This window comes from Lachnospiraceae bacterium (genome assembly GCA_025758065.1).
In the GTDB taxonomy this organism is placed as follows: Bacteria; Bacillota; Clostridia; order Lachnospirales; family Lachnospiraceae; genus Enterocloster.
In genome coordinates, this window is sequence record CP107199.1 from 660,001 (window position 1) to 679,562 (window position 19,562).

Annotated in this window: 19 protein-coding genes; 1 reads left to right on the plus strand and 18 read right to left on the minus strand. The window is 45.8% G+C overall.

What is annotated here, in order from left to right; translation table 11 throughout:
- Positions 1-134 precede the first annotated feature (134 nt).
- The 7 genes from OGM16_03000 to nth form a co-directional block, all read right to left on the minus strand.
- Positions 135-653: a tRNA (cytidine(34)-2'-O)-methyltransferase gene (locus OGM16_03000; GenBank protein UYJ47259.1), complete on the minus strand. Its 519-nt coding sequence runs from the start codon at positions 651-653 to the stop codon at positions 135-137.
- Between the two features lie 4 nt (positions 654-657).
- Positions 658-1,830 carry an aminotransferase class I/II-fold pyridoxal phosphate-dependent enzyme gene (locus tag OGM16_03005; protein ID UYJ47260.1) on the minus strand — a complete coding sequence of 391 codons (1,173 nt, stop codon included), beginning with the start codon at positions 1,828-1,830 and terminating at the stop codon, positions 658-660.
- Positions 1,827-2,309, minus strand: coding sequence for an Lrp/AsnC family transcriptional regulator (locus OGM16_03010; protein ID UYJ47261.1), 483 nt, complete (start codon positions 2,307-2,309; stop codon positions 1,827-1,829). Before OGM16_03010 ends, OGM16_03005 begins: the two co-directional genes overlap by 4 nt.
- Before the next feature lie 107 nt (positions 2,310-2,416).
- The gene (locus OGM16_03015) at positions 2,417-3,010 is read right to left on the minus strand and encodes an AIR synthase (GenBank protein UYJ47262.1); all 594 of its coding nucleotides are present in this window, start codon (positions 3,008-3,010) and stop codon (positions 2,417-2,419) included.
- Complete coding sequence (locus OGM16_03020; GenBank protein UYJ47263.1) at positions 3,007-4,599, minus strand: VanW family protein; 1,593 nt, start codon at positions 4,597-4,599, stop codon at positions 3,007-3,009. The genes OGM16_03015 and OGM16_03020 overlap by 4 nt, the downstream gene beginning before the upstream one ends.
- Before the next feature lie 186 nt (positions 4,600-4,785).
- Entirely contained in the window at positions 4,786-5,508 is a 723-nt protein-coding gene (locus OGM16_03025; GenBank protein ID UYJ47264.1) for a 3'-5' exonuclease, read from the minus strand.
- A 70-nt stretch (positions 5,509-5,578) separates the two neighbouring features.
- Complete coding sequence (gene nth, locus OGM16_03030) at positions 5,579-6,259, minus strand: endonuclease III (protein UYJ47265.1); 681 nt, start codon at positions 6,257-6,259, stop codon at positions 5,579-5,581.
- Positions 6,260-6,433: 174 nt separating this feature from the next.
- Here nth and OGM16_03035 point away from each other — a divergent pair, with 174 nt between their 5' ends.
- Positions 6,434-7,282: a MerR family transcriptional regulator gene (locus OGM16_03035; GenBank protein ID UYJ47266.1), complete on the plus strand. Its 849-nt coding sequence runs from the start codon at positions 6,434-6,436 to the stop codon at positions 7,280-7,282.
- Here OGM16_03035 and OGM16_03040 read toward each other — a convergent pair.
- The 11 genes from OGM16_03040 to atpA all read right to left on the minus strand — a co-directional run bounded on the left by OGM16_03040 (position 7,250) and on the right by atpA (position 19,513).
- Positions 7,250-9,037, minus strand: a complete 1,788-nt coding sequence (locus tag OGM16_03040; protein ID UYJ47267.1) for a B12-binding domain-containing radical SAM protein — start codon at positions 9,035-9,037, stop codon at positions 7,250-7,252. The genes OGM16_03035 and OGM16_03040 overlap by 33 nt on opposite strands.
- Position 9,038: 1 nt before the next feature.
- Complete coding sequence (locus OGM16_03045) at positions 9,039-9,533, minus strand: dCMP deaminase family protein (protein ID UYJ47268.1); 495 nt, start codon at positions 9,531-9,533, stop codon at positions 9,039-9,041.
- Positions 9,534-9,670: 137 nt separating this feature from the next.
- On the minus strand, positions 9,671-10,048 hold the full coding sequence (locus OGM16_03050) for a DUF1667 domain-containing protein (GenBank protein UYJ47269.1): 378 nt from the start codon (positions 10,046-10,048) through the stop codon (positions 9,671-9,673).
- Positions 10,045-11,304, minus strand: a complete 1,260-nt coding sequence (locus OGM16_03055; GenBank protein UYJ48378.1) for an FAD-dependent oxidoreductase — start codon at positions 11,302-11,304, stop codon at positions 10,045-10,047. Before OGM16_03055 ends, OGM16_03050 begins: the two co-directional genes overlap by 4 nt.
- Before the next feature lie 8 nt (positions 11,305-11,312).
- Positions 11,313-12,770: an NAD(P)/FAD-dependent oxidoreductase gene (locus tag OGM16_03060; GenBank protein UYJ47270.1), complete on the minus strand. Its 1,458-nt coding sequence runs from the start codon at positions 12,768-12,770 to the stop codon at positions 11,313-11,315.
- A gap of 247 nt (positions 12,771-13,017) precedes the next feature.
- A complete protein-coding gene (locus OGM16_03065; protein ID UYJ47271.1) occupies positions 13,018-13,698 on the minus strand; it encodes a FadR family transcriptional regulator in 681 nt (226 codons plus the stop codon).
- 62 nt (positions 13,699-13,760) lie between these two features.
- Positions 13,761-14,870, minus strand: a complete 1,110-nt coding sequence (locus tag OGM16_03070) for an L-threonylcarbamoyladenylate synthase (GenBank protein UYJ47272.1) — start codon at positions 14,868-14,870, stop codon at positions 13,761-13,763.
- 355 nt (positions 14,871-15,225) lie between these two features.
- A complete protein-coding gene (gene atpC / locus OGM16_03075; GenBank protein ID UYJ47273.1) occupies positions 15,226-15,630 on the minus strand; it encodes an ATP synthase F1 subunit epsilon in 405 nt (134 codons plus the stop codon).
- A 17-nt stretch (positions 15,631-15,647) separates the two neighbouring features.
- Positions 15,648-17,045 carry a F0F1 ATP synthase subunit beta gene (gene atpD / locus OGM16_03080; protein ID UYJ47274.1) on the minus strand — a complete coding sequence of 466 codons (1,398 nt, stop codon included), beginning with the start codon at positions 17,043-17,045 and terminating at the stop codon, positions 15,648-15,650.
- Between the two features lie 15 nt (positions 17,046-17,060).
- Positions 17,061-17,918, minus strand: coding sequence for an ATP synthase F1 subunit gamma (atpG, locus tag OGM16_03085; protein UYJ47275.1), 858 nt, complete (start codon positions 17,916-17,918; stop codon positions 17,061-17,063).
- A 74-nt stretch (positions 17,919-17,992) separates the two neighbouring features.
- Positions 17,993-19,513, minus strand: a complete 1,521-nt coding sequence (gene atpA / locus OGM16_03090) for a F0F1 ATP synthase subunit alpha (GenBank protein UYJ47276.1) — start codon at positions 19,511-19,513, stop codon at positions 17,993-17,995.
- Positions 19,514-19,562 lie beyond the last annotated feature (49 nt).

Sequence of the window (19,562 nt, forward strand, 5' to 3'; positions counted from 1 at the left end):
ATATCTGTAAGAAAAAAGTCCCCCTGTCAATTCAGGGGGACTGTACACTTACAATGCTGCTTATTTTGTCATCCATGTCAAAAACGCGCCGGTGACACGTTTGACGGTTGTTTAACGATTGCTTCCGGACTTATTTACTTCTGTTCCCAGCCGTCTTTCCACTTCATGTGGTGAAGCTGGCCTTCTAATGCCATTTTTTCAAAATCATTGTGGCGCAGGGCTTCATAGAGCACTACAGCCACGGAATTTGACAGGTTTAAGGACCGGATCTCTCCCCACATGGGAATGCGGACACAGTGGTCTTCATTTTCCACTAAGATTGATTCCGGGATGCCGGCACTTTCTTTTCCGAACATGAGATAGCAGTCCGGTTCGTAGTCTACTTCTGAATAGACTTTATGCGCCTTAGTAGTGGCAAAATACATTTTTCCCAGGGCATCCGGATTCTTCTCCAGAAAATCCTGGTAATCGCTGTATACATGTACATCCAATTTATCCCAGTAATCCAGCCCGGCTCTTTTTAAGGCTTTTTCATTTAACTTAAAACCCAGAGGCTCGATCAGGTGGAGTCTGGTATTGGTGGCCACGCAGGTACGGCCGATATTTCCGGTATTAGAGGGCATTTCCGGTTCTAAAAGTACAACATTCATCATATTTTTATTCTGCCTTTCCATCATGGCGCTTTACAAAACGCTCAATACGGCTTAACGCCTCTTTCAGGCTCTTTAAGGAGTAGGCATAGGAAATACGTACAAAGCCTTCTCCGCAGGCGCCAAAGGCCGTTCCGGGAACTACAGCTACTTTCTCTTCCATCAGAAGTTTAGTAGCAAATTCCTCTGAAGTCATGCCAAAACGGCTGATATTAGGAAATGTATAGAATGCGCCTAATGGCTCAAAACAGTCGATGCCCATTTCACGGAATGCATTTAATAAAAATCTGCGTCGCTGGTCATAGGACTCACGCATCATTTCTACATCCGAATCACCATTTTTCAGTGCAGAAACTGCTGCATACTGGCTGGTGGTAGGTGCACACATGATAGCGTACTGATGGATCTTTAACATCTGCTTTAAGATCAGGCTTGGTGCTGCCGCATAACCAAGACGCCATCCGGTCATAGCATAAGACTTGGAGAAACCATTGATCAGGACAGTACGTTCTTTCATGCCTGGAAATGCTGCAATGGTAGCATGTTTTCTCTGGTAAGTCAGTTCAGAATAAATCTCGTCTGTTACTACAAACAGGTCTTTTTCAATGACGATCTTTGCGATCTCTTCCAACTCATGTTTTTCCATAATAGCGCCGGTTGGGTTATTAGGGAATGGAAGGACCAGGATCTTGGTCTTGTCTGTGATCTTTTCCAGCAGCTTCTCAGGAGTCAGCTTAAACTGGTCTTTTTCCTCCAGTTCAATGATCACCGGAACACCGTCTGCCAGAGTAACGCATGGCAGATAGGAAACATAGCTTGGCTGTGGGATCAGTACTTCATCTCCCGGATTTAACATGGCACGCATGGCAACATCGATAGCTTCACTTCCACCTACTGTTACCATAACTTCTGTATCCGGGTCATAAGTTACTTCAAAACGGCGCTTTAAGTAATTGCATATTTCATCCTTTAACTGCTTTAAACCTGCATTGGAAGTATAAAATGTGCGGCCTTTTTCAAGGGAGTAGATACCTTCTTCCCTGATATGCCAGGGAGTATCAAAGTCCGGCTCGCCTACACCTAAGGAAATAGCGCCTTCCATTTCATTTACAATATCAAAAAATTTACGGATCCCGGAGGGCGGGATACTTACAATTTTGTCAGATAAGGGGTTTCTCATGGTGTGATCAGCATCCTTTCATCCTGGACCGGCTCGCTGATAATGGTGCCGTGATCCTTATATTTTTTCAATACAAAGTGAGTTGCTGTACTTAATACTGACTCCATAGGAGCTAATTTGTCAGATACAAACTGTGCTACCTGGCGCATGGTCTTTCCCTCGATAAATACGGTAAAATCAAAAGATCCGCTCATCAGGTATACAGCATTAACTTCATTATACTGGTAAATACGCTCTGCGATCTTATCAAAGCCCATACCTCTCTGAGGAGTTACTTTTACTTCGATCAGAGCTACTACTTTTTCTTCGCTGGTGTTATCCCAATTAATGAGAGTGTGGTATCCGCAGATAATGTGTTCTTTTTCCATCTCGGCGATCTCATTAGCCACTGCGATCTCACTTTCACCAAGTAATACCGCCAGGTCTTTTATATCGATCCTGCTGTTTTTTTCGATCACCGCCAGAATTTTTTCTCTCATGATAACTTCCTCCAATATTAAAATCATATATTCTTATATGGTATTGACGCTGTAAAGCGGCATATATGACGCCTTCGACCTGTATGCCAAGCCTGTTTATCCGGCTGTTATCCAATACGGGTCAGTTCATCGGCTCTTGGCCGTTCCAGATATCCGGCTGTTTCCTCTCCGTGGCGTATCACCCGGGCAATTCCCTTTTCTGCACTGCCTATCACTGCTGCCGGGATTCCCCGTGCACTGAGGCTCCGCACCATCTGGCCGCCTCTGTCGCAGGCTAAGATCACGCAGTTTTCACTGAAAAGGCGATATGGATTGACCTCAAACATCTCACATACTTCAACTACTGCCTGCTTCATAGGGATCATTCGCAGATCAATATCTACGCCTACGTTGAAAATGCCGGATAAATTCCAGACAGCTGTGAGAATGCCGCCTTCTTTCGCGTATTCCCAGGCTGTAACTGGACAATCTTTCTGTTTTAATTCATTTTCAAGCCACTCTTTTACATTGTAGCTGTCTTCCTTTTCCAGACATCTGAGAAAAGAAGGTGCAAAACGGCCTTCCAGTTTTTCCTTTTTTTTCTGGAAAATGAGTCTGGCTCCGGCCATACCGGCATATCCGGCCACTACCAGATCCTGACCTGGCTTTATAAAGCCATCTCGTTTTTCAAATCCGCCCGGACCCTGTCCTGCTGTTCTCATGGATTTTCCTCCTGTGCGGGACTGGCCGGGCTTTCCGCACCAGCATTTCCCCCCGCAGGCTGTGCTGCAGTGGTAGGAACAACTCCCGGTCCACCATTTTCTCCTGTAACCGCCTCATGTGCCGTCTCTGTCTGAGCTGGTTCTGTCTGAGCTGGTTCTGTCTGAGCTGGTTCAGGCGTATTATTCTCTCCTGTTTCAGGTGTAGTGGCTGGTGCTTGCGGCTCTGGCGCCGGTACAGGTGCTGCCTGAGCTGGTCCTACACGGTAAATGGCCTTGGAAGCATTGTAGGTATCCTCATTTAGAAGAGTACGTTCCTGCTCCACTCCATCCACAGTCACTACCTTCCATAGTCTGGATCTATAGCCGGTATGTGCTGACTGTACCTTCACCTTAGCACCTGGCGCAAGGCTATTGTCCGTGATCATCTGGGGTTCTCCCGGATTGGTGGTCCCCACAGTCTCTGAAACATATTCTACCTGCCGGCCAGAAGGTCTGGTATCTTTTCCATAAATGGTAAAGATCAGTTTCTTTCCCGATGTATATCCTTCGATATATACAGGTGTGCTGTAATTATTCTTAATTTTAATATCTTTATAAGTGCCTGCAATAGCAGCATCCATTGACGGCTTTACATAGGTTACGATCATAGAATGGTTCTGTCTCTGAACAATCTCCATTTCCGCCTGCAGTGCTGCATCATACAATGTAGTAGCGATCTGGCAGACACCGCCGCCAATACTGTCCACTACCTGGCCATTTTCATAGGCTGCAGCTGTCTTATAACCATTTTCGATGGTAAACGGCTGTAAACATTCATAACCGGATAGCACCTCACCAGGCATAAGCACACGTCCATTGATTTTTCCCGCACCAACTGCAAGATTAGTGGAACGTGCCGCGCCGCTGCTGGAAAAGTCGGTGGTACAGGTTCCTAAAACATCTTCTATGGTCTTAAGGTCATCGGAAGTGATCTTCGGCTGTTCTTCTTTGATCACTGCCTGGACAGAAATCTCACCTATAGAGTCTTTTAATCCCTCAAAAGCGGTATTTAAAGCGGAAGCCGTGGCATCTGCATCCACGACTTTTCCTAAAACAGACTCTGTGATCACAAATGCGCCGTTTTCTCTGCGGATAGACGCATCCTGAGGCTGTGCCAGTACTCCGTCGCAATGGGTATCTACAAAAGCCCTTATCTTATCTGGATCCGCTGCTGTCTGGACCGTAACATCCACCGGTGTCTTTTCCAGATCCTTTTTGTTCATATATTGACGGATCAGGCTTCCACCTACATAGCTTTTTAACTCTTTTTCGGCTTCTTCCTGATTGCTCCAGTGAATACCCAGTTCCCCGGCTGTGGTTTCTGCTTTTTTATCCTCAATAGTTAAGGCTACAGACACATCCGCCTGTTTTTTCACTTTTTCTTCTGCTGTATGCAGGGCATCTTCCCATGTTTTTCCAGCCAGACTTTCCCCGTCTGTACTGATACCTTCCGGAAATATCGGCGCCGCACATACGGTCATGGGAAGCACCCATAAAGCCCCGGCAGCCAGTGCTGCAAAAAGACCTGCTTTCAATGTCTTGTTTCCCATAAATTCTCCTAAATTCTTCTGATCCCTGATCGGGTCTTCTGCCATTTTATTTAGTTCAACATTTAATTAGTACATCAATGCGCTCAGCGCCATTGGCACGATCATGGCAAGTACCAGGATCACAACAATAACAGTAGAAATGATCTTCTTTACTTTAGGGTCTCTCATATTTAACATTTTATCACCTCATTTATTCTGTGGCTTCACCCGTCCGTACTGGAGGATGATCTTGTCGATCAGCCTGGAAGCATCGCTCCGGCTTATATCGTTTAACTGCACAGTTATGTTTATTCTATGACATTTTAATAAATCCTGCAAGTATTCTTTTTGTCTTTTCGTTGCCGGCTGCTGTCGCTTCATCCGGCAATTTAAAGGCATTGTCGCAAATAACTCTGGCTGGTCTTCTCCATGAAGTCCCCTTAACTTCTGATAAAGCAAATGCGCCGACAAGGCATCTGCCTCTGCCCGGTGTGTCAAAGGCTGTTCAATCTTATAATAAATGCAGGCGTTTCCCAGATTTTTCTTTTCCTGCTCCGGCATCAATTTCCTGCATAATTTCAGGGTATCTACTGCCTCACATTCAAATTCCATTTTCTGGTTCACCGCCGCCTGCTTTAAGAAGCTGTAATCAAAACGGATGTTGTGGCCTAAAAGGGGCAGATCTCCAATAAATCCCAGCACCTCTCCAATAATATTTTCTATTACCGGAGCATCTTTTAACATGTCATCTGTAATACCTGTTAATTCCACTACCCGTTCTGTCAACGGCCGTTTTGGATTTACCAGAGTTACAAAACGGCCTGTGATCTGTCCATGTTCTACTTTTAAGGCGGCGATCTCCGTTATTTTCTCTTTCTTCGGCTCCAGACCTGTAGTTTCCAAGTCCAGGGCAATGTATGAGTCGATCATTTTAGCATGTCCTTCCTAAAATCAAATTTAAACAAATTCAGAATTTTTCTGATTTTTGTATTTTTCCTGTTTAATCTGTTTTTTGTATTTCTCTGAAAACTGCCGGTGCTTCACAGGCAGGACACCATTGTTTTAAAAAGCAGTTTCCGCAGTCCGGCTTTCTGGCAGTACAAATGGTCCGCCCTAAAGTAATGATATGGATATTCCAGAGAATCCAGTGATCTTCCGGGAGTATCTTCATCAGATCCGACTCGATCTTTTCCGGCTCTGTCTCTTTTGTAAGCCCCAGCTTCCTGGAAATGCGCTTTACATGGGTATCCACCACAATACTTGGCACATGGTAGATATTTCCCCGGATCACATTGGCAGTTTTCCGACCCACACCTGCCAGTGTAAGCAGGTCTTCCAGTTTTTCCGGCACAATACCGCCGTACTCTTCCACCAGCCGCTTTGCACACTGGATAATGTTTTTGGCTTTCATATGATAAAATCCAATGGAACGAATGTCCTGTTCCAGTTCTTTTAAGTCCGCCGCCGCAAAATCTTTAATCGTCGGATATTTCTTAAAAAGATCCGCTGTTACAATGTTCACTCTGGCGTCTGTACACTGGGCGCTTAAGATCACCGCAATGAGCAGCTGCCATGGGGTCTCGTAGTTTAGGTAGCAGATGAAGTCAGTGCCGTATTCTTTATCTAAGGCTGATAATATATGAGAGATCCGTTCTTTTAGTTTGCCTGTCATTTTGATCATATTTGTTTCTATCCCTTTATCCTAATTTCATTTCAAGTTTGCTTCACATCTTAATTTGCATTTTACAATTCAATCGCCTGTGTCTATAATAAAGGAAAATGTGGCAAAGGTAAATGTTTGAGAAGATAAATGTTTGAGAAGGTAAATGTTTGAGAAGGTAAAAGAGGATAAAATATGCAGTCAAAGAAAGATCTATACCAGATTGGCGAAGTGGCCCGTCTGTTTCATTTAAGCATCAGCCTGCTGCGCCATTACGACAAAACGGGACTGGTAACGCCGGAATACACGGACCCGAACACTGGATACCGGTATTACAGCATCAGACAGTTTGAGTGTTTAAATACCATACGCTACCTGCGGGCATTAGACATGCCGCTGGATGAGATCGGAGATTTTCTCCATAACAGGGACACCGGGCGCATCCAGGAGCTTTTGTCAAAGCAGCTGGTACAGGTGCATAAGAAACAACAGGAACTGACTGTGATTGAGCATCAGATAAAAAACCGTTTAAATCAGATCCAAGGAGCGCTTTCCGCTCATCCAGGAGAGATCTTTTTAGAAAAAAAGGCACCTCTACAGTTGGCCTGCATGAAAAAACAGCTAAATCCGGAAAATTATCTGGATCTGGAGTATTCGATCCGGGAAATGGAACAGGGAAACAGCCCTGCTTCTATTTTCCTGGGAAAGGTAGGATTAGGGCTGTTTTATGGCTCTTTAAAGGCACATCGTTTTAAGCCTTATGATTTTGTTTTTATCATTCTGGAAGAGGATGATCCTATCAATGGTCAGGTCATCCGCATCCCGGAAAGCACCTGGGCTATTGTCCGTTTTCACGGAAGTCATGAGCAGGCGCCGGGATTTTATGAAAAACTCCTGTCCTATTTTAAGGACGAGGGACTTGCGCCAGAAAGTTTTGCTCTGGAAATGACTCTCATCGACTATGGTCTTACCCATGACCAGTCCCAGTTTATCACAGAGATCCAGATTCCTTTAAACCCGGACTGTCCGGGCATTATAGCTTAATGGATCTCGTCTCTTGTAATCAAATAACAGATAAGTTCCGTCTCTTAATGGCTCTAAATGAGCCATTTTTGCCATTTGTCTGGAGTCGTAGCCTTCGTATCCGGACAGATACTGGGGAGTTTTCTCTTCTTTCTGGAAAAATTCACGGACAAAGTCCTTGGAACCGCTTAGATCTCTTGCAAAGGTCGGGCGGCTCTTTACATTTTCACGAAGATACAGATCTGTCATTAACAGGTCACGGTATTTTTCCAGTTTTTCAGAAATACCAGGGTTTACTTCTGTTCCCCGGTGGGCATGATTTTCATGGGTTTCATATCTTTCAGATTTTTCCAATTTTACCTGTATCATCTTCCAGAGTATCTCATATCTGGCAATACGACTGTGACTGATGCCGGAAAGATGGTTTTTATTGTAATAACCTGCCATAAAAGAAAACATTTCATAAGGAGTATTAAATTCCTTTTCCAGTTCTTTTAAAGTACAGGTAAACTGGCGGCTGTTGTAATGGACTTCTGTCATCTCTTCTATATCTTTTAATTCCAGCACATCCCCATAGGAAAGCCATTTTGTCTGCAGCACCTCATAAGGCGGCGCAGCACTGTAAAGCAGGTCGCATTCCAGGATCAATTCTTCCATATAAGAGCCTTTTAATATTTTTAAAAAGCCTAACTGCAGCTGCTCCGGCTCCATAGAATATACGTCATTAAAGGACTGTTTAAAACGCTTTAGATCTTCCCATGGAAGTCCCACGATCAGGTCTAAATGCTGGTGGATATTGTGCCAGCTGTTAATGGTTTCTGTGATCTGGCGGATCTCTTCGATATCTGTCTTCCGGCGGATGGTCTCCAGTGTTTTTTCATTGGTAGACTGGACGCCGATCTCTAACTGTACCAGTCCCGGACGCATAGTAGAAAGCAGATCTAGCTCGTCCTTATCTAACAGATCCGCTGCGATCTCAAAATGGAAATTAGTAATACCATTATCATGATCTCTTATATACTGCCAGATTGCCATTGCATGGGACTTTTTGCAGTTAAAAGTCCTGTCTACAAATTTTACCTGGGGCACTTTCGCCTGCAGGAACCATTCCAGCTCCGGCAGCACCAGGTCCAGACTGCGAAAGCGCAGCTTCTTGTCAATGGAAGACAGGCAGTAGGCGCAGGAAAATGGACAGCCTCTGCTGCTTTCGTAGTAGATAATACGGTGTTCCAGCTCTTTCATATCCATAAAAGCATAGGGAAACGGGATCTGGCTCATATCCATTACCTGGCGAAAGCCTGTATCAGTAATAGTGCCGTCATCATTTCGCAGCATAAGACCAGGAACCTGTTTTAGCTCCTCTCCTTCAAGGAGCGCCTTTAGAAAATGGGCGAAGGTAATCTCTCCTTCCCCCATCATAACAATATCCACTGCCGGTTCTTCTTTCAAAAAAGCTTCTGCGTGATAGGAAACCTCCGGGCCGCCTGCCCATATTTTCACATCCGGAAGCACCTTTTTTATATCAGCCAGTATCATTTTTACATAGGAAATATTCCAGATATAGCAGGAAAATCCAATAACATCCGGCTTTCGCTTATAGATATCCTGAAGGATCTGCTCCATCTGATGGTTAATGGTGTATTCTGCCAGAGAAACTTTCGCCTCCTCTGCCAGTCCCCATTCTTTTAACATCTTCTCTCCATAGGTCTTCAGGCTGTAGATGCCCAGATTGGAGTGGATATATTTTGCATTGATCGCAGCTAAAAGGACCTTCATTTTACACCTCGATCTCAATCTTGCGGCCAGTAGGCTGATACTGATAATAGCGCACTCCTGCTGCGTTTAACATGCGCTTGGAAGCTTTTACAGCCGGTGTGTGGGCATACTTGTCCCCGCCATAGATGATAGTCTTAATACCCGCCTGGATGATCGCCTTAGCGCACTCATTGCATGGGAAAAGGGTCACATACAGCTTGCTTCCTTCCAGGCTTCCCCCCCTGTAATTTAAAATGGCGTTTAACTCACTGTGGGTAGAGTAAAAATATTTTGCATTGTACGGATCATCCAGTTCATGCTCCTTGCCCCATGGAAATTCATCATCTGAACAGCCTTTTGGAAAACCGTTATAGCCCATAGAAAGGATCTTGTTGTCCTGGCTTACGATGCATGCCCCCACCTGGGTACTTGGATCCTTGGACCGTCTGCCTGATAGAGCGGCAACTCCCATAAAATATTCATCCCATGTAATATAATCAACACGTTTATCTGACATTTTTTTCTCCTTTTACATTTCATGTACTCTCGGAATCTTTTAAAACATTTGTAATCATCATATAATAGACCATCTAAAAATGCAAGAAGGAGCAGTCTTATCAACTGCTCCTTCCCGGAAATATAAAGCTGTCAAACTTACGCTTTTTCTACATTTTTCGTCACGATCACATCTGCATCCAGACCTAATATCCCTTTGATCACAACAGTTCCCGCTTTTACCGGCGCTGCTAACCGGCATTTTCTGATCTCAGCCATTGCATCAAAAATACGTGCTTTGGGGATTGGGGCGGTAAGGCGTACACTGGCAAGCGGCAATTCTCCTCCTTCTACCAGTACAGAGGTTGCAATATTTCTCTTTGGATCTGTCAGCTCCTGCTTCACATACTCTGCTCCTCTTTTGCAGGTGGCTCCTTCTAATGAGTGGATCACTACAGACTGATCTGCCTGTATCTCATAATCTGCACTTATTTCGCAGCCATTTGGACAAATGATGCATGTAAATTCTCTTGTCATTCTACCTTCACCTCCAGATCTCCCTTGTTTTCCAGTTTTTCTGCTTTTAAATCTATATGGATCATCTCTGCCGGAAGAGCTTTTTTCATCTTTTTACGGGCGATTTCTCTTCCATTCTGGCTTACAACCAGAGCACAGTCCTTAAACGGCCGGTTTACACGCAGAGACAGACAGCAGTCTTCTGTTCCTGATATCCGCTGTGGAACGGTATGATTGATATTTCTATCAGTCTTTACCTGTATCTCACATGCAGGCAGTTTCCCATCTTTAATATACCGTGCTGCGGAATCTGCCAGTTTTTCTGCCTCCATGGATACAAAATCCACCAGATCATGAACATGGAGTACATTTCCTGCTGCGAAAATCCCCGGCCGGTCTGTCTGGAAATACTCATCCACTGTAGCACCCTTTGTCCTTGTATCCAGTGTTACTCCTGCATCCAGGGAAAGTTCATTTTCCGGGATCAGGCCAACAGATAAGATCAGGGTATCACAGCTGTATTCCTCTTCTGTTCCAGGAATCGGCTTCATGTGTTCATCTACTTTTGAAACGGTCACACCGGTCAAACGCTTATCTCCATGGATTTCTGTAACTGTATGGCTTAAATACAATGGGATATTGTAATCATTTAAGCACTGTTCAATATTTCTTGGAAGACCGCTTGGATATGGCTGGATCTCAAAAACCGCCTTTACGTGGGCACCTTCTAAGGTCAGTCTGCGGGCCATGATCATTCCAATATCACCGGAACCTAAGATCACCACTTCTTTTGCCGGCATACGGTTATAAAGGTTCATATACGCCTGGGCAACACCTGCTGTAAATACACCGGTCGGACGCTCTCCTGGTATGCCAAGGGCTCCTCTGGTACGTTCTCTGCAGCCCATTGCCAGGATCACTGCCTTTGCCTGCCACTGTTTTAAGCCATCAGGAGTAGCTGCTGTGATCACTTTGTCCTCTGAAATTTCCAGAACAGTTGCATCAGTAAGATAACGGATCTTCTTTTCATTTGCCAGGTCAATGAATTTTTGGGCATATTCCGGTCCACTGAGTGTAGTTTTAAAACGGGCCAGTCCAAAACCATCATGGATACACTGACGTAAAATGCCGCCTAACTGTTTTTCACGTTCCAGGATCAGAATATCTGTGATCCCGTTTTCATACAGGCGTACAGCCGCTGCCAGACCTGCCGGGCCGCCGCCTACGATCACTGCATCTGCCTGTTCTATTTCCCACATTGCTGTTTTATGTTCCATGTTCACAGTTACACCTCCCGTACTTTTCCAAATAAAACATTAGAGCCTTCACGTTCATACTGCACTTCTGTCTCTTTTTTCCCAAGTTCCTGCTCGATCATCTGTTCAATACGCATCTGGCAGTAGCCGCCCTGACAGCGTCCCATCATGGAACGGGTTCTGTATTTCACACCGGTCATAGTATCTACACCTAATGGATTGTGGATCGCCTGAAGGATCTCCGCTTTTGTCACCTTTTCGCATCGGCAGATCACTTCGCCGTAATCCGGGTTTTCCCTGATCAGTTCTGCCTGTTCTTCTTTTGTACACTGGGAGAAATGGCGTATTCCTTTTCTCACTGGATTGAAATCCGGATTTTCTTCTAATTCTTCTCTCTCTTTCATCAGTTCAATGGCATATCTGGCAATTGGCACCGCTGCTGTCAGTCCCGGTGACTCAATACCAACCAGATTTAAGGCATGAGGCGCAATCTCATCTTTGATCTCGATCTTAAAATCCTGGATCACACCATTTTCATCTACCCATTTTGGCAGGATTCCGGAATAATTGCGGATATAATCTGCCTTATGGATACATGGCCACAGATCTGAAGCGCTTTCTGCCAGATAATCTATATTTTTCTGTGGTACACCGTAATAGTTAAAGTCTGTCACCATATCTGCGTTAGGGCCGATGATCACATTTCCGTCTGTAGTATTTGTCACATGAATTCCCATATAGGTGTTGCTTGGAACTGGATAAACAGGCATTGGAAGAAGAGGACCTGTACGCTTATCCAGGATAATGTAATCTCCCTTGGAACCAATGATGCGGTAGCCGGTGATCCCAAGCATATCAGCGATCTTGCCGCAGCCAAGTCCTGCGCAGTTTACTACCCAGCGGGTCTTAAAGTTTCCTTTTGCTGTGGTGATTTCATATGTATCATCTTCCTGCCTCTGGATCGCTGTCACTTCGCATCCAAAATGATATTCTACGCCATTTTCATGGGCATTTTCTGCCAGGGCAATGGTATAGCCAAAGGGATCTACAATACCGCTGTTATGGGAAAACATGGCAAACTTTCCTACTACAGCAGGAACCAGCTCATGAAGGCGTTTTTCATCGATCAGCTCCAGGTTAGTAGCTCCGTTGTCTTTTCCCTGTTCTATGGTGCGTTTTAAGGTCTCCATATCTTCATCGGTATTTCCCACCAGCACTTTGCCGCAGCGGATAAAATGAAAATCCAGCTCTTTTGCCAGATCTCCCATCATCTTATTTCCTTCTACGCAAAGCTTTGCTTTTAAGCTTCCCCTGTCATATGCAAAACCGCCATGGACAACGCCGGAATTCCGGCCACTGGTCTCATTACATACGTCCAGATTTTTCTCCAGCACACCGATTTTCAAACGATACCGTGACAATTCTCTGGCCATGGCACTTCCCACTACACCACCGCCGATGATCAGAACATCATACATCTCCTTCATTTTTACGCCTCCTATGTTCAGCATTTTATTTCGTTTCAAATTCGTCCTATGAATATATCTCATTTTTATCATACAAAGGAGACAAAGTCAATATTTTTCTGATTTCATCTTAATATTTATGGGATAAATTCAATCGTTGATGTCGTGGTTTAAATGACCAACATAATTAAATTTGCAAACATGCAAAAAAAGCAGCTCCTGCTCATTTTAAGCAGGGCTGCCGAATATTAACCGAATTACGGTTCTTTTATGACCCTATTCTGTATCGGTTATGGTTGTACATCAGGTGGAAATACATTTCCTGTCTCGCATCTTCTCCCCGTCCATCCCGGATGGCTTCAAAAATACGCCGGTGGGATAATAAAGTCTGCTCATATTCTGTTTCTTCTACAGAATCTGCAAAAACACGCACACCTTCTGTGATTACCGGAATCAGATTGGTCATGACCCGGTTGTGGGAGCAGGTAGCGATCTGGGCATGGAACTGGGAATCTTTTTCGGAATAGTCTTTTTTATCCCGGATCAGTTTTTCCAGCTCTTCTAAAATGCGCTCCAGGTCTTTTATCTCTTCCTCTGAACCATTTTGCGCAGCAAGTGCAGCAAGTGCCGGTTCCAGGATCAACCTTGCCTGAATCAGGTCTTCTGTAAGCTGGCGCCTGTCATCCATCATAAAAAAGCCAAGTGGATCGTCTGCCACTCCATTTTTCTCGGAAATAAAGGTTCCTGATCCCTGACGGATAGTAACGATATTCCGGGACATAAGGATGCGAAGTGCCTCTCTTACTGTATTGCGGCCAACTCCCAACGTTTCCACCAGTTCTGCCTCTGTAGGCAGCTTGTCTCCTGGAGCATATTCCTTCTGCTGGATCATTTCAAGGAGATTCTGGGCTGTTTTTTCTCCTAAGGTCTGTTTTTCTGTTTGTTTCATACTCCGTTAACAACCCCGCTTTCTATGCTGTAACCCCTTTGATACAGGAATGCTGTGTTCCATTATACTTTATAGATCTGATATCCCGCTGCTTTTGACAGACGGTTCATAATGGCCTGTCCCAGATGATCCTGGGTAAAGCTTTCAGAAAAGATATAGTCTACTTTTAAATCATCAAATTCGCGAAGCAGTGCATACAGGTTATGTGCTACAGACTCCTGGCTCTTTCTGGCGCCAATACTGCGCACCTCACCCTGGGGATAACGTGATCTTGACTCATCGGTACAGATGATACCAACTTTACAACCTGCATCGATTTTTTCTTTTGCCAGCTTCCACACAGTTTTCACCATTTGTTCCACCTGTTCCTGTGTCATGGCAACGGCTTCCCCTGTTTTTCTGGCATCTGCCACATTTGCAGGCTCTACTAAGGTCAGATCTGCCTTTGGAGCATAATGTTTATACTTCATACCAGGTGCTTTTGGACGCACGCCTTCTGCCATCGGTCCTAAAATAGCCGGGTCAATGGTAACTTCCCCTAAAACATCTTTTAACATTTCCATGGTAATAGCGCCTGGACGCAGAACTGCGGGAACATCACCGGATACATCTACAATCGTGGATTCCACACCGATCCCTACAGGGCCTCCATCAATGATCATCTCGATCTTGCCGTTTAAATCCTGCCATACATGGTCTGCTGTTGTAGGGCTTGGACGGCCGGAGGTATTGGCGCTTGGTGCTGCTACCGGTACACCCGCCAGTGCGATCAGGCGGTTTGCAACCGGGTCTACCGGCATACGGACCGCTACTGTATCAAGACCACCAGTGGTTCCATAAGGTACAATATCACTTTTAGGGAAAATAATAGTCAGTGGGCCTGGCCAGAAAGCATCCATTAATTTCTTTCCTGCTTCCGGGATATATTTTACCAACGGTGTGACTTCTGCAGCACAGGATACATGGGCGATCAGAGGATTATCTGAAGGCCTGCCTTTAGCCGCATATATCTTTCCTGCTGCTTTTTCATCTAAGGCATTTCCCCCTAAACCGTATACAGTTTCTGTTGGAAATGCAACAAGACCGCCGTCACGTAAAATCTGGGCGGCTTCTTTTAATTCTTCATCGTTTATATTTTTTGTGTCATTTATTTTGATTCGTTTGGTTTCCATGGTGATTTTCTCCGTTTATATATGCTTGTAGGCTCAGGTTTCCTGTGCGGATGCGCTCCACTGCCTGCTAACGCAGGCGGAACCTTCGTTAATGGTCCAAGAAAAACAAATGCCACCTTCGGTGTCGCTTGTTTTTCTTTTGGACTCATTGTATCGCAAACTCACGAATCCCGCGCATTCGCGCTCTACTGCCTGCTTGCGCAGGCGATTCGTTCGTTAATGGCTTGTGAAAAACAAATGTCTGCTGCGCAGCCGCTTGTTTTTCCCTACGCTCATTATATCATACCTTAGAAAGAAAAAACAGTCGTGAGAATCTTAACATTCCCACGACTGTTTAAAATCAGCCTGAAGCCTTTTATTTCTGCGCTGTTCCAATACGGACCAATGCACGGTGAAGCTTTGCTTCTGCCAGCTTTACCTCTTTGTCATCCATACTAGACTGGTTCAGTTTCTCTTCTGCCAGCTTTTTTGCCTTTTCGGCACGGGCTACATCAATATCTTCGCTCCACTCCCAGGTAGTAGGGATCAGACGGCATTCGCCGTTCATCATGGTCAGCATTCCGCCGATGCAGGCTGCTTTCCTATCAGTTCCGTCCTCTAATACCACATGAGCGGTTCCCATTCCTATAGCCGTACAGTAATTCATATGGCGGGCCAGAATGGCAAGGTCTCCGTGGATGGTACGGCAGGATACGCTCTGTACCTGACCGTCAAATACATTTCCGTCCATGGTCGCGATCTGTAAATGGAAGGTCGTCATATACCTGTTCCTCCCTTCTACTGCTGCTGTTTTGCTTTTTCGTATACGTCATCAATGGTTCCGGCAAACAGGAAGCAGCTCTCCGGGATGTCATCGCATTCGCCGTCTAAGATCTTCTTAAATCCGCGGATGGTCTCTTTTAACGGCACGTACTGGCCTTTCATACCTGTGAACTGCTCTGCTACGGAGAAGCTCTGGGACAGGAATCTCTGTACCTTACGTGCTCTGGATACGGTCAGCTTATCTTCTTCAGAAAGTTCATCCATACCCATGATAGCGATGATATCCTGCAGTTCCTTATAACGCTGCAGCACTCTCTGTACAGAACGTGCTACCTGATAATGCTCTTCGCCTACTGTCTCAGGAGACAGGATACGGCTGGTAGAATCCAGCGGATCTACTGCAGGGTAAATACCCTGGCTGGCAATATCACGGGAAAGTACGGTGGTTGCATCCAGATGGGTGAATGTAGTTGCAGGAGCCGGGTCAGTTAAGTCATCTGCAGGCACGTATACAGCCTGTACAGATGTGATAGAGCCCTTCTTAGTAGAAGTGATACGCTCCTGTAAAGCACCCATTTCTGTTGCCAGTGTTGGCTGGTAGCCTACTGCTGAAGGCATACGGCCAAGCAGTGCAGAAACCTCAGAACCAGCCTGGGTGAAACGGAAGATGTTATCGATGAACAGCAGCACGTCCTGATTCTTAACATCACGGAAGTATTCTGCCATAGTCAGTCCGGAAAGGGCAACTCTCATACGTGCGCCCGGCGGCTCGTTCATCTGACCATATACTAAGGCAGTTTTATCTATAACACCGCTTTCCTGCATCTCTCCGTAAAGGTCATTTCCTTCACGGGTACGCTCTCCTACACCGGTGAATACGGACAGACCGCCGTGTGCAGTTGCTACGTTGTGGATCAGCTCCATGATAAGAACTGTTTTACCTACACCGGCACCGCCGAACAGACCGATCTTACCACCCTTTGCATAAGGGCAGATCAGGTCAACGACCTTGATACCTGTTTCCAGGATCTCTGTTGCCGGTGTCTGCTCCTCGTAAGATGGAGCCGGACGATGGATCGCCCAGCGTTCCTTTGCCTCTGGAACAGGTTTATTATCTACAGGATCTCCTAACAGGTTAAATACACGTCCCAGGCATTCATCGCCTACAGGTACGGTAATAGGGCTTCCTGTATCTACTGCGTCTGTACCGCGCACAAGTCCATCTGTGGAACTCATAGCGATGCAGCGCACTACGTCATCACCGATCTGCTGCGCAACTTCTGCGATCAGCTTATGACCGTTGATGTCGATCTCAATTGCGTTCAGCAATGCAGGCAGTTCCCCTTCCTTGTACCGGATATCCAGTACCGGTCCGGTAACCTGCACCACCTTTCCAATGTGTTTCTCTGTCATATATCTATCTCCTCTTTAAGGCTCCTCTGCACCAGCTACGATCTCAGTGATCTCCTGGGTTATGCTGGCCTGACGGGCACGGTTGTAATACAGGCTGAGCTGTTCGATCATCTCTCCTGCATTCTTGGATGCAGCATCCATGGCAGTCCTTCTCGCTGCCAGCTCACTGGCAACAGACTCACACATGGCACCATATACCATACCAGCCAGATACTCCGGCACGATGGCGTCAAACACCGTTTCGCTGTCCGGCTCATATAAGATCAGGGAATGGATCTGTTTCATATCCTTTTCTTCCCCTGAAAGGTCTTCTAACGGAAGCATGGATGATACATCCGGCTTCTGGGAAAGCATAGAGACAAAGTTGGTATAGCCCAGAGCTGCATGGCCAAATTCCCCGGCCTTAAAAGCCCTGCACAATAAAGCTGCGATTTCAAAGCAGTCGGATACAGAAATATCTCCTGCTTCTGCGAATTCTTCAGTTACCAGTTCTATGCCCCTGCGTTTGTAATATTCCACTGCTTTCTTTCCGATAGGAAGTACACAGTAGTCTTTCCCGGCAGTCTGGCTCTCCATTTCCTTGAACAGGTTGGAATTGTATCCACCTGCCAGTCCTCTGTCACCGGCGATCACTACATAGCACCATTTTTCGTTTTTGCTCTTCTTTGTATATACAGAAGAAAGATCTGTGTTGCCTGCAGCGATCTGTTCCAGTGTGTTTTCCAGAGTGTGGAAATAAGGCCGGCTTGCATCTGCCCGTTCCTTTGCCTTACGCAGCTTGGAGGATGCCACCAGTTCCATTGCTTTGGTGATCTGCATGGTGCTCTGTATGCTCTTCATACGGAGCTTCACGGCTTTCATATTTGCAGCCATGTGTTCCCTCCTTATAATTCATATCATTGACCCCTGCGCTCCCGAAACAGGGAAACAGGGATCTGATATCACTATTATCTGGTCTTTAAAAACCGGTCGGTATAGTCAGCAAGAGCAGCTTTTAACTTCTCTTCTGTTTCGCCTTCCAGTTTTCCGGTAGTACGGATACCTTCCATAGCAGCCACGCCCTGTGCATCACTGTCAAGGAATGTATAAAGGCCTTCTTCGTACGCCTGGATATCTTCTACTTCAACACTGGTCAGGACACCCTTTACTACCGCATACAGGATCGCTACCTGCTTCTCTACAGGTACAGGTGTGCTTCTTCCCTGTTTTAAAACTTCCACGATACGTGCGCCCTGTGCCAGACGTGCCTTAGTGTCTGCATCCAGGTCAGAACCGAACTGTGCGAAGCTCTGCAGCTCTCTGTACTGGGAGTATACCAGTTTCAAGGTTCCGGCAACCTTCTTCATTGCCTTGATCTGTGCATTACCACCAACTCGGGATACGGAGATACCAGGGTTTACAGCAGGCATGATACCGGAGTGGAACAGCTCTGTCTCCAGGAAGATCTGTCCGTCAGTAATGGAAATAACGTTGGTAGGGATGTATGCAGATACGTCACCTGCCTGTGTCTCGATGATCGGAAGGGCTGTAAGAGAACCGCCTCCCTTTTCATCAGAAAGCTTTGCTGCACGCTCCAGTAAACGGGAGTGCAGATAGAATACGTCACCAGGATAAGCTTCACGGCCCGGTGGACGGCGGATCAGAAGGGAAAGTGCACGGTATGCAACCGCATGCTTACTTAAGTCATCATAGATGATCAGTACGTGTTTTCCCTTGTTCATAAAATATTCACCCATTGCACAGCCTGAATAAGGTGCAATATACTGTAATGGGCTTGTCTCAGATGCAGTTGCAGCAACAACAATGGTATAATCCATAGCGCCGCCTGCCTGCAGCTCAGATACCAGGCTGGCAACGGTAGAACGTTTCTGTCCGATGGCAACATAGATACAGATAACGTCTTTGCCCTTCTGGTTTAAAATGGTATCTGTAGCAATAGTAGTCTTACCAGTCTGTCGGTCACCGATGATCAGCTCTCGCTGTCCTCTTCCGATAGGGATCATGGAGTCGATCGCCTTGATACCTGTCTGTAATGGTTCCTTAACCGGCTGTCTGTCACAGATGCCGGGTGCCGGTGATTCCACCGGTCTGTATTCAGTTGTCTCAATAGGGCCTGCGCCATCGATCGGCTGGCCGATGGCATTTACAACACGTCCGATCATTGCCTCGCCTACAGGTACGCTTACTACCTTTCCTGTACGCTTAACAGTCTGTCCTTCACTGATCCCCTGATCAGAACCGAACAGAACGACGGAAACGCTGTTTTCTTCCAGGTTCTGAGCCATTCCGAAGGTGCCGTCTTCAAACTCCAGCAGCTCTCCTGACATACAGTTGGTCAGGCCGCTTACTCTGGCAATACCATCACCTACGATCAGAACGGTTCCTGTTTCGCTCTGCTCAATAGCATTCTGGTAATATTTGATCTGGCTTCGGATGACTTTGGATATCTCTTCCGGTTTTAATTGCATTCCATTCACATCCTTTATACGATGATTTCCGTAACGTAACTATTTATTA